The organism is Actinomadura logoneensis (assembly GCF_003428695.1).
GTDB lineage: Bacteria > Actinomycetota > Actinomycetes > Streptosporangiales > Streptosporangiaceae > Spirillospora > Spirillospora logoneensis.
The window spans coordinates 1-10,372 of sequence record NZ_QURH01000275.1; the positions used below are offsets into that span (position 1 = coordinate 1).

Here is a 10,372-nt window from a genome sequence, read left to right on the forward strand (position 1 = left end):
GGACCGGCGCCGCGCGGGACGAGGTGACGCCGGTGGCCGCGGGCGGCGACGGGGCCGCGGGCCGGACGGGGAACGGAGCGGCGGGCCGGACGGGGTCCGGGCCGCCGAGCGCGGACGACTCGCTGACCTTCGTCGGCAACGCCACCACCGTCATCAGGTACGGCGGCTTCACACTGCTGACCGATCCGAACTTCCTGCGGCGCGGTCAGTACGCCCATCTCGGGTACGGCCTGCGCAGCCGGAGGTTGAAGAACCCGGCGATGGAGGTCCACGAGCTGCCGCGCCTGGACGGCGTGGTGCTCTCCCACCTGCACGACGACCACTGGGACCGGGTCGCCGAGCGCGGCCTGGACCGGGACCTGCCCGTCCTGACGACGCCCGCGGCGGCCGACACCCTCCGGGGGCGCGGCTTCGGCCGGGCGGACGGGATCGCGACCTGGGAGAGCCGGGAGCTCGTCCGGGGCGACCGGAAGGTCACCCTCACGGCCGTGCCGGGGCGGCACGGCCCCGGTCCGGTGGCCCGGCTGCTGCCCCCGGTGATGGGGACGCTGCTGGAGTTCGGCCCGCTCGGCGGGCCCCCGGACCTCCGGCTGCTCATCAGCGGCGACACGCTCATGGACGACCGGCTCGCCGAGATCGCGCACCGCTGGCCCGACATCGACCTCGGCGTCGTCCACCTGGGCGGGACGAGGCTGCTCGGGCTGGTCACCGTGACGATGGACGGCCGGCAGGGCGCCGACTGGATGGAGACGGTGGGGTGCCGGGCCGTCGTGCCCGTCCACTGCGACGACTACACGGTCATGAAGTCCCCGCTCTCGGAGTTCCAGGCCGAGGCCGCCAGGCGCGGGATGGCCTCGCGCCTCCGGGTGGTCGACCGGGGGCGCAGCCTCCCGCTGCGTCCCGTCATGGCCGAGCGGTGACCGGCCACCGGACGGGCGCCCCGCCCGCCAAGAGGCGCGGTGTGCTCCCGCCCGCGGACGGCCGGGGCGGGCCGCCGCGCGCGCCTGGAGGACTCGGAACGGCGGTCGCCAAGGCGGCGGCGGTCCCGTTCGGAATCGCCGCCCGGATCCGGCGGGCGCGGGCGCTCCACCCGCACGGGCACACCTACGAGGGACGGCTGCACATCACCGGTGCGCGTGCCGCCGTCGTCCCGCCGCGCACCCCGGTGCTGGGACGGCCCGGGGAGCACGACTGCATCGTGCGCGTCTCCAAGGCCGTCTCCACGCCCGGCCGCTTCCCCGACATCCTCGGGATCGCCGTGCGCCTCCCCCTGGAGGACGGCCCGGCCGACCTGCTCTTCGCGTCCACGGGCTCCGCGCCCGGACTGCGGCACGTCCTGATGCCCCGCGTCTCCTACACGCAGGGCGCCTTCACCACGCTTCTGCCCTACGACCTCGGCGGCCGGACGCGCGTCCTCGGCCTGCTGCCCGCGTCCGGACGGGCCGCACCGGTCGACCGCGACTCCCTGGACCAGGCGATCGCGGCGGCGCCGCTGGCGTTCCGCCTGGTCGCGGCGCCCCTCACGGGCCGTTGGGAGGCCTGCGGCACGCTGTACGTCCACCGCCCGCTGCTCGACCACCTCCCCGAGTCCGAGGCGTTCGACCCGGAGCTTCACAGCGTCCCCGGCCTGCATCCGGCGGGACCGTTCCAGACCTTCCGCCGACTCGCCTACGCCGCGTCCCGCCGCGCCTCCGACAGGCGGCTCCGGCCGCCTCCGACGTCCTCGCGTCCCGTCCCCTGATCAGGGGGCGGGACGCCGCCCGCGCGAGCCGTCCGGTCCGCCTCAGGCCCAGCGGTCGGCGTCCGGGCGGCGGGTGGCCGCGTAGCTGTAACCCGCGCAGAGGAGCATCAGCGCGGCGGCCGTCCAGAGCGGCGCGGCGGGTGACACGTGCTGGAGCAGCAGCCCGCCGAGCAGCGCGCCCAGCAGCAGGACCAGCACGGACGTGGTGCGCCGCCCGCGCCTGCGCGGGTTGAGGACCTCCGCGAACAGCGACGTCAGGGTGCCCGTCACCACCGTCGTCTTCAGGTCGATCGCCTTCACCCGCAGCACCACCGCGTTCTGGATCCCCATGGCGAGCCCGAGGAGCACGATCAGCACCGGCCGCGGCCCCTCGCCCGGCACCGGCTGGACGGTCATGAAGACCGCCACGACGGCCGTCAGGACCGCCTCGCACACGGCGGCCACGGCCAGCACGACACCGCGGTGGGACGAGCGGGCCGGTCCGAACCGTCCCGCGGTCGTCGCGCCCACGCCGAACGAGGCGATGGCGAGCAGGGACCGCGGGACCGAGCCCGCCGCCGAGCCGGCCAGGCCGAGGCCGAGGAAGATGACGTTTCCCGTCATGTTCGCCACGAACACCTTGCCGAGCGCCAGATAGCAGACCGAATCGACGAGCCCGGTCACCACGGTGAGCCCGACGAGGAGAAGCGAAAGCGGACCGCGCTCGCCCTTCCCCGATTTCCCCTTCATCTGGCGTGCGAAAAGGCATCCGGCCGGCCGCGAACGCTCGTCTGCACCCTGATTCCACGGACCTTTCGGGCCGGCGTTCCGTGCCTCATCCGGGAAAGAACTCGCTGTCGCTTCCCGCCGCCTGCTCCTTGTCGGTCATGCGCATCCGGAAGAAGCGGTCGACGACCTTGCCGATGAGAAAGGTGACGACGAACGCGTAGAGCCCGACGACGATCACCGCGACGAACTGCTTGCCCAGCAGCGACAGCCCGCCGCCGTAGAACAGTCCCGCCGCCCCGTACCTCCAGCCGGTGGCGAGGAAGCCCAGCGACAGGACCCCGACGATCCCGCCCGCGCCGTGGATGCCGGTGACGTCGAGCGTGTCGTCGTATCCGGCGACGAGCTTCAGTTCCACCGCGTAGGTGCAGACCACCGCCGCGACGATGCCGACGACCATGGCCCCGGCCGGGCTGACGAACGCGCAGGACGGCGTGATCGCCACCAGCCCCGCCAGCGCGCCGCTCGCCGACCCCATCTTGGTGAGGTGCTTCGTCCGGACCCATTCGGTGAGCCGCCAGGTCAGCATCCCGGCGCATCCGGCGATCAGCGTCGCGGTGAAGGCCCGGACGGCCAGCGCGCCGTCGTTCAGCGCCGACCCCGCGTTGAAGCCGAACCATCCGAACCACAGCAGGCCGAGGCCGAGCATCACGTAGGGGACGTTCCCCGGACGCGGCCCGTCGCCGCGGCGGAACCCGACCCCCCGGCCCAGGACGAGCGCCATGGCGAGCCCGGAGATGCCCGAGTTGAGCTCGACGACCAGGCCGCCCGCGAAGTCCATGACGCCCCACCTCGCGAGCCAGCCGGAGCCGCTGAAGACCCAGTGCGCGATCGGGAGGTAGACCAGGGTCACCCAGACGACCACGAACAGGATCCAGGGCCCGAACCGGGCCCGTCCGGCGATGGAACCGCTGATCAGGGCGACGGTGATGATGGCGAAGGTCGCCTGGAAGCACACGAAGATGAGCGCGGGGATACGGCCGTGGAGGGAGATCGGGGCGATGTCGCGGATCGCCCAGCTCCCCCAGCCGAGGACGCCGCCGTGGTCGTGCCCGAACGCCAGCCCGTACCCGTAGAGGAACCACAGCACCGTCACCAGGCTGATGCAGATGTAGCTCATGTAGAGCATCGTCAGGAGGTTCTTGGAGCGGACCATGCCGCCGTAGAAGAAGGCGAGGCCCGGCGTCATGAGGAGCACCATCGCGGTGCTCACCATCAGCCAGGCCGAATCACCGGTGTTCGACCCCAGTGGCATTTGCGAACCCCATCGCTTCCGAGCCCATCGCGTCCGAGCCTCGACGTTCCTCCGCGCCCCCGAAAGCCTGGGGACTCTGCCAGGTTGAATCACCGAGGGCGCGCCCCGGCAAACTCGGCTTGAGAATGCTTGGCGCACCCTTGAGGATGGCTGGCCGCTTATTGTCCGCCCTTGCGTTTTCCCGATCCCGGGCCCGGGGACGCCCCCTTCCGGCGGCGGCCAGAACCGCCGTCTTCCGTTGTGGCGGTGGACGCGGCGCGGCGCTTGACGCGGCGGGCCTCCCCGCCCGGTCCAGGGCGAGGGGGCGATGGCGTCGGCTGCGCCAGAGGGCGGTCGGGAGACCCGGCCGAGCCCCGCGTCCGCGGGGACGCGGGTCGTCCGGACGGTCCTGCGCGGCGTCGCCCAGGTCGACTTCCAGCCGAACCACTGGACGGGGCTCGTCTTCCTCGTCGCCCTGTTCGCCGGGGGCTGGCGGTTCGGCGTCTTCGGGCTGCTCGGCACCGTCACCGCCACCCTGACCGCGTTCCTCCTCGGCGCCGACCGGCACGGGATCGTGCTCGGCCTGGAGGGGTTCAGCGGCACCCTCGTCGGCGTCGCCCTGGTCCTCTACCTGGGGGCCGGGTGGATGACGGCCCTCGTGGTCGTCGGCGCGGCCGTGGCGACCGGCGTCGTCACCTCCGCGACCACGGTGTGGCTCAAGCCGTACGGCCTGCCGGGCCTCACCGCGCCGTTCTGCATGGTCACCACCGTCATGGTGCTCGGCGCGCCGGCCTACCACCGGGTGTGGGCCGGGCACCCGGCCACGCCCGCGCCGTCGGCGTCCCGTCCCGGCACCGCGATGAGCGGCACCGACGTCTGGCACGGCTTCTGCAGCGGAGTCGGCCAGGTGTTCTTCCAGGACAAGTGGTACGTCGGCCTGCTCTTCCTGCTCGGCCTGGCGGTGTCGAGCCTGGCCGCGGCAGCGGCGGCGGCCGTGTCGAGCCTCATCGGACTGCTGGTCGCGTGGGGCCTCGGGGCAGCCGCGGCCGACATCGGAGCCGGCCTGTACGGCTACAACGCGGTCCTGACCGGCATCGCGCTCGCGGGGACGTTCCTCGCGCCGAACCGGGCCGGCCTCGTCTACGCGGCGGTCGGGGCGGCGACCGCGACCGCGCTGACCGCGGGCATCGCCAACCTGTTCACCGTCGTCGGCGGACACACGCTGACCTGGCCGTTCGTGCTGGTCACCTGGGTGTTCCTGGCCGCGGTCCCACTTTTCCCCAGGCTCCGGCGGCCCGGCTGACCGCCGCCGGAACCGATCGCGGCCCGGCGGCGCCGGGCAGAGAGGACCACCCATGAACCTGGCACCACGCGAGGTCGACAAACTCATGATCTTCGTCGTCGCCGAGATGGCGGAGCGCCGCCGGCGGCGCGGCCTGAAGCTGAACTACGGGGAGGCGGTCGCGCTCATCAGCTCCGCGATCGTGGAGGCCGCGCGGGACGGCAGGACGGTGGCCGACTGCATGGAGCTCGGCAAGCAGGTCGTGGGGCCGGACGAGGTGCTGCCCGGGGTGCGCGGGATGCTCAAGCTGCTGCAGGTCGAGGCGTCCTTCGACGACGGCACCAAGCTGGTGTCCTGCCACGACCCCATCGGCGGCGGCAGGTGACGCCCGCGTTCCGCCCGTCCCGCCGTCCGCCGCGTCCTCCGGCCCTTCGCCGCGACGTCATCGCGGTCGGAGGCCACGAGGCGCCGGCCCCGTCCGGTCCGGACGGCCTGCACGGACTGCGCGGCCTCGTTCGGGGCCGCCTGCCCGGCGTGGACGGGTTCTCCGCGCTCGGCCACGGCCTCGGGGCCGCGCTGCGGGAGCGTCCGCAGGCCGTGGTGGTGCCGATGTCGCTGGGGCGGGACGACGGCCTCGGCCCGGCGGCGGCGCAGGCGCTGGCCTGGGCCGCCCGCGACCGTCCGCCGGGGTCCCTCCTGCTGGCGGACGCGCTCGGCACGGTGACGCACCTGGTCGGCTGGCTCCGCGGGAAGGTCACCGAGGTGCTGCGCGACGACGGCGGCTCCACGGGTGCCGTCCTGCTGGTCGCGCCGCCCGCGGGCCCCGAGGCCGACGCGGAGCTGGCGAAGGTGGCGTGGCTGGTCCGGCGGTACCTGGACGTCCGGTGGGTCGAGGTCGCCGTCGCCGCGGACGAGGCGGGGCTGGCCGAGGGGGTCGAACGCTGCAGGCGGCTCGGCGCGGACGATGTCGTGGTGGTACCCGCGTCGCTGGTCCCTCCCCCGCCCCGCCCGGAGGGGATCCGCTACGCGGGACCGCTGCTGGGAGCCGCCGCGCTGGCCGCGCTCATCGCGCAACGCGCGGCCGAAGCGGAACGGCGCTGGGAGCGGGACGGCGACGACGGCCTGCGTCCGCCCCTCCATCACGACCACGGCCGCGGCCATGCGCACGACCATGCGCACGACCATGCGCACGACCATGCGCACGACCATGGTGATGCGCACGTCCACGGTCTCGGGCAGGAGGACGCCCGGTCGGGCCGGGAGCCCGGCCGGGACGCCGAGCGCAGACTCCGCGATCTGCTCGGCCCGACCACGAGAACACCTGAAGGGAGGCTCACTCATGGCTGACGACGTCTACATGTTCGGCGAGGGGTCCATCGAGCTGAACGAGGGCCGGCGCCGGGAGACGCTGACCGTCCGGAACACCGGCGACCGGGCCGTCCAGATCGGCTCGCACTTCCACTTCTTCGAGGTCAACCGGGCGCTGAGTTTCGACCGCGAGCGGGCCATCGGGATGCGGCTGGACATCCCGGCCGGCACCGCCGTGCGGTTCGAGGCCGGCGACACCAAGCAGGTCCGGCTGGTGGAGTACGGCGGCGGACTGCGCGTCGTCGGCTTCGGCGGGCTGCTCGACGGGAGCGGCCGGTCCGGGGAGGCGCGGCGTGCGGCGCTCATCCGGATGCGCGAACGCGGCTATCTCGACGAACCGGAGACGGAGCCGGGCGGTCCTGGCGAGGCGGCGGACGAGGCGGCGGGTGGCGCGGCGGCGCCTTCGCGTGCGGGGAAGGCCTGGGCCCGGAAGACGGCGGCGAAGAAGACGGCGGCGGTCAAGAAGACGACCGCTGCCGAGAAGCCGACGACCAACAAGACCGCGGCCAGGAAGAACGGGCCCGGCAGGGACGCCGGAGCCGCCCGCGCCGCGAGGACGCCCAAGGCGGCGAAGGCCACCAAGGCGGGCAAGAGCGCCAAGGCCGCGAAGACGGCCAGGCCGACCAAGGCCGCCAAAGCCGCCAAGGCCACCAAGGGCGCGAAGAAGGCTCCGTCCAGAGCGCGGAAGGGTTGACGGCGATGACGAGGATCTCGCGCGAGCAGTACGCGAGCATGTACGGCCCGACCGTGGGCGACCGCCTCCACCTCGGGGACACCAACCTGGTGGTGGAGGTCGAGTACGACCACACCGAGGGCCACTACGGGGACGAGACGCAGTACGGCGGCGGCAAGACCGCCCGGGACGGCATGGCGTCCGACCCCGCCTCGCTGAACGCCACCACGGCGCTCGACACCGTGATCACCAACGTGGTGGTCATCGACCCGGTGCTGGGCGTGGTCAAGGGCGACATCGGCATCAAGGACGGCCGGATCGCCGGGGTCGGCAAGTCGGGCAACCCGCACACCCAGAACGGCGTGGACCGGCGGCTCATCGTCGGCGTGGGCACCGAGGTGATCTCCGGCGAGAACCTCGTCGCGACCGCCGGGGCGATCGACACGCACGTCCACCTCATCGCTCCGCAGCAGGCGCAGCACGCGCTGAGCAACGGGATCACGACCCTGGTCGGCGGCGGCACCGGGCCGGCGGACGGGTCGCGCGGCACCACCTGCACCCCCGGCCCGTGGAACATCTCCCGCATCCTGCAGGCGTACGAGGACATCCCGATCAACATCGCCGTCTACGGCAAGGGCAACAACAGCCTGCCCGGCGCCCTGGACGAGCAGCTCCGCGCCGGGGCGGCGGGCCTGAAGGTGCACGAGGACTGGGGCTCGACCCCGGCCGTCATCGACTGCGCCCTGCGCGTCGCCGACGACCACGACGTGCAGATCACCATCCACACCGACACGCTGAACGAGGCCGGGTTCGTCGAGGACACCATCAGCGCGATCAACGGCCGGACGATCCACACCTACCACTCCGAGGGGGCGGGTGGCGGCCACGCGCCCGACATCCTGAGGATCACCTCGGAGCCGAACGTGCTGCCCGCCTCGACCAACCCGACGCTGCCCTACACGGCGGACTCGGTGGACGAGCTGCTGGACATGACGATGGTCTGCCACCACCTCAGCTACGACGTGCCCGAGGACCTGGCGTTCGCCGAGAGCCGCGTGCGGGCCGAGACGATCGCCGCCGAGACCGTCCTGCACGACCTCGGCGTCATCAGCATCGTCGGCTCGGACTCGCAGGCCATGGGACGGGTGGGTGAGTCGTTCACGCGCACCTTCCAGGTCGCGCACCACTGCAAGGACAAGCGGGGGCCGCTGCCGGAGGACTCGGCGCGCAACGACAACCACCGCGTGCTGCGCTACCTGTCCAAGCTCACCATCAACCCGGCCCGGGCCAGCGGGCTGGCCGACACGATCGGCTCGCTGGAGGACGGCAAGCTCGCCGACATCGTGCTGTGGCCCGTCCACTCGTTCGCGGTCAAGCCGTTCATGGTGGTCAAGGGCGGGCTGATCAGCTGGGCGCAGATGGGCGACCCGAACGCCTCGCTGCCCACGCCGCAGCCGGTGTACCTGCGGCCCATGTTCGGGGCGATGGGCAGGGCGCTGCGCGAGACGTGCGTGACGTTCATGTCGAGCGCCGCGATCGCCGAGGGCGTTCCGGAGCGACTGGGCCTGGAGCGGCTGGTCCGTCCCGTCCGGCAGTGCCGGACGGTGGACAAGCGGCACATGATGTTCAACTCGTCGGTGGCCCAGGTCGACGTGGACCCCGAGACGTACAAGGTCACCGTGGACGGGGAGCCCGCCACCATCGAACCGGCCTCGTGGCTGCCGCTGAACCGGCTCTACTTCATCGCATGAGCCGCCGCGGCCCGGGGCCCGCGCCGAGCCCGGAGCGAGGGCCGGCGCCGAGCCCCGAGCGGGGGGCGGAGGCGCTGCTGGCGCAGCTCCAGCTCACCGACTCGGGGTTCCCCAGCGGGCTCTACACGCTCTCGCACGGCCTGGAGGGCTACGTCCAGCTGCGGCTCGTCGGGGCGGAGGACGTCCGGGACCTGGTGTCCGGCGTCGTCCGGGCGGCGGGCACGGCGGACGCGGCGGCGCTGGCGCTGACGCACCGCGCGGTCGCCGCCGGCGACTGGGACGAGGTCGTGGCGACCGACCGCAGGCTGCACGCGATCAAGCTCACCCGGGAGCAGCGCACCGCCTCGGTGCGGACCGGACGGCAGGTCCTCGCCCTCGCCGGACCGGCCTTCGCGTCGGAGCCCGCCGAACGCCTCGGGCGGCTCGTGGCGGAGGGCGCGGCGCCCGGCAACCACGCGGTCGTCGTGGGGGCGGTGCACGCGGGGCTGGGGGTGCCCGTCCGCGACGCCGTGGCCGGGGACCTGTACGCCCTGGCGGCGAGCTGCGCGTCGGCGGCGGTGCGGCTCGGCCGGAGCGACTTCCGGCGGGCGCAGGCCCTGCTGCGCGCGCTGCGTCCGGAGATCGTCCGCGCGACGGAGGCGGCACTGGCGGTCCGGCACCGGACGGAGCTGCACTCCTCGACGCCGCTCGGCGACGTGGTCGCCGCCGCGCACGAACGGGCCGAGGCCCGGCTGTTCATCACCTGACCCGACGGACACGGAGGACGGGCATGCACCTGGAGCAGGTCTACAAGATCGGAATCGGCGGACCGGTGGGGTCGGGCAAGACGGCGCTGATCGAGGCGCTGGTCCCGCTGCTGGTCGACCGGGGCCGCCGGCCCGGCGTCATCACCAACGACATCTACACGCAGGAGGACGCGCGGCACGTGCGGCGCGCCCTCGCCGGGATCCTGGACGCCGACCGCGTCGTGGGCGTCGAGACGGGCGCGTGCCCGCACACCGCCGTCCGGGACGACCCGACCATGAACCTGGCGGCGGCGGCCGAGCTGCTCGACCGGTTCCCCGACATCGACGTCCTGCTGTTCGAGAGCGGCGGCGACAACCTGACGCTCACCTTCAGCCCGGCGCTCGCCGACGTGTTCGTCTTCGTCCTGGACACGGCGGAGGGCGAGAAGATGCCGCGCAAGCGCGGGCCCGGCACCACCGACTCCGACCTGCTGGTCATCAACAAGATCGACATCGCGCCGTACGTGCGCACGGACCTGGCGGTCATGGAGCGGGACGCGCACGCCGTGCGCGGGGACGGCCGCGTCATCCTCACCGACTGCCTGACCGGCACGGGCGTCGCGGAGGTGGCGGACTTCGTCCTCGACCGCCGGGACACGCTGTGCTCACCGACGGGGTGACCCCGCCGGCGCCGGGAACGGCCGAGGCGAACCCGGACGCGTCGCAGGTGCCCGGCACGCGCGGGCCGGACACGGCGGACGCGGCGGACGCGGCCGCCGGCCGTGCCGTCGCGGACCGCGCGGACGTCGGACGGTGCGCGCCGCCCTGGACGC

General features: G+C 73.7%; 11 protein-coding genes. 9 read left to right on the forward strand and 2 right to left on the reverse strand.

The window, feature by feature from the left end:
- The coding region (locus DZF91_RS16335; protein ID WP_328589182.1) for an MBL fold metallo-hydrolase at window positions 1–920 on the forward strand (920 nt) is incomplete at its 5' end.
- Entirely contained in the window at window positions 917–1,741 is an 825-nt protein-coding gene (locus DZF91_RS16340; protein WP_117358320.1) for a phosphodiesterase, read from the forward strand. The genes DZF91_RS16335 and DZF91_RS16340, both read left to right, overlap by 4 nt.
- A 42-nt stretch (window positions 1,742–1,783) precedes the next feature.
- On the opposite strand, the gene DZF91_RS16345 is transcribed toward DZF91_RS16340, so the two are convergent.
- Together DZF91_RS16345 and DZF91_RS16350 are read right to left on the reverse strand one after the other, a co-directional pair.
- Window positions 1,784–2,470 carry a YoaK family protein gene (locus DZF91_RS16345; protein WP_117358321.1) on the reverse strand — a complete coding sequence of 229 codons (687 nt, stop codon included), beginning with the start codon at window positions 2,468–2,470 and terminating at the stop codon, window positions 1,784–1,786.
- Window positions 2,471–2,555: 85 nt separating this feature from the next.
- Entirely contained in the window at window positions 2,556–3,761 is a 1,206-nt protein-coding gene (locus DZF91_RS16350) for an ammonium transporter (protein ID WP_117358322.1), read from the reverse strand.
- A gap of 307 nt (window positions 3,762–4,068) precedes the next feature.
- On the opposite strand from DZF91_RS16350, the gene DZF91_RS16355 reads away from it, so the two are divergent.
- The 7 genes from DZF91_RS16355 to ureG are packed head-to-tail and all read left to right on the forward strand — an operon-like array spanning window position 4,069 to window position 10,219.
- Window positions 4,069–5,043, forward strand: coding sequence for an urea transporter (locus tag DZF91_RS16355; protein ID WP_117358323.1), 975 nt, complete (start codon window positions 4,069–4,071; stop codon window positions 5,041–5,043).
- A gap of 52 nt (window positions 5,044–5,095) precedes the next feature.
- Entirely contained in the window at window positions 5,096–5,407 is a 312-nt protein-coding gene (locus tag DZF91_RS16360) for an urease subunit gamma (RefSeq protein ID WP_117358324.1), read from the forward strand.
- Entirely contained in the window at window positions 5,404–6,369 is a 966-nt protein-coding gene (locus DZF91_RS41190; protein WP_199486682.1) for a hypothetical protein, read from the forward strand. Before DZF91_RS16360 ends, DZF91_RS41190 begins: the two co-directional genes overlap by 4 nt.
- On the forward strand, window positions 6,362–7,084 hold the full coding sequence (gene ureB, locus DZF91_RS43245) for an urease subunit beta (protein ID WP_117358325.1): 723 nt from the start codon (window positions 6,362–6,364) through the stop codon (window positions 7,082–7,084). Before DZF91_RS41190 ends, ureB begins: the two co-directional genes overlap by 8 nt.
- A 5-nt stretch (window positions 7,085–7,089) precedes the next feature.
- Window positions 7,090–8,814 carry an urease subunit alpha gene (ureC, locus tag DZF91_RS16375; RefSeq protein ID WP_117358326.1) on the forward strand — a complete coding sequence of 575 codons (1,725 nt, stop codon included), beginning with the start codon at window positions 7,090–7,092 and terminating at the stop codon, window positions 8,812–8,814.
- Window positions 8,811–9,560, forward strand: a complete 750-nt coding sequence (locus DZF91_RS16380) for an urease accessory protein UreF (RefSeq protein WP_117358327.1) — start codon at window positions 8,811–8,813, stop codon at window positions 9,558–9,560. The genes ureC and DZF91_RS16380 overlap by 4 nt, the downstream gene beginning before the upstream one ends.
- 23 nt (window positions 9,561–9,583) lie before the next feature.
- Complete coding sequence (ureG, locus tag DZF91_RS16385; protein ID WP_117358328.1) at window positions 9,584–10,219, forward strand: urease accessory protein UreG; 636 nt, start codon at window positions 9,584–9,586, stop codon at window positions 10,217–10,219.
- The last annotated feature ends 153 nt before the right edge of the window (window positions 10,220–10,372 follow it).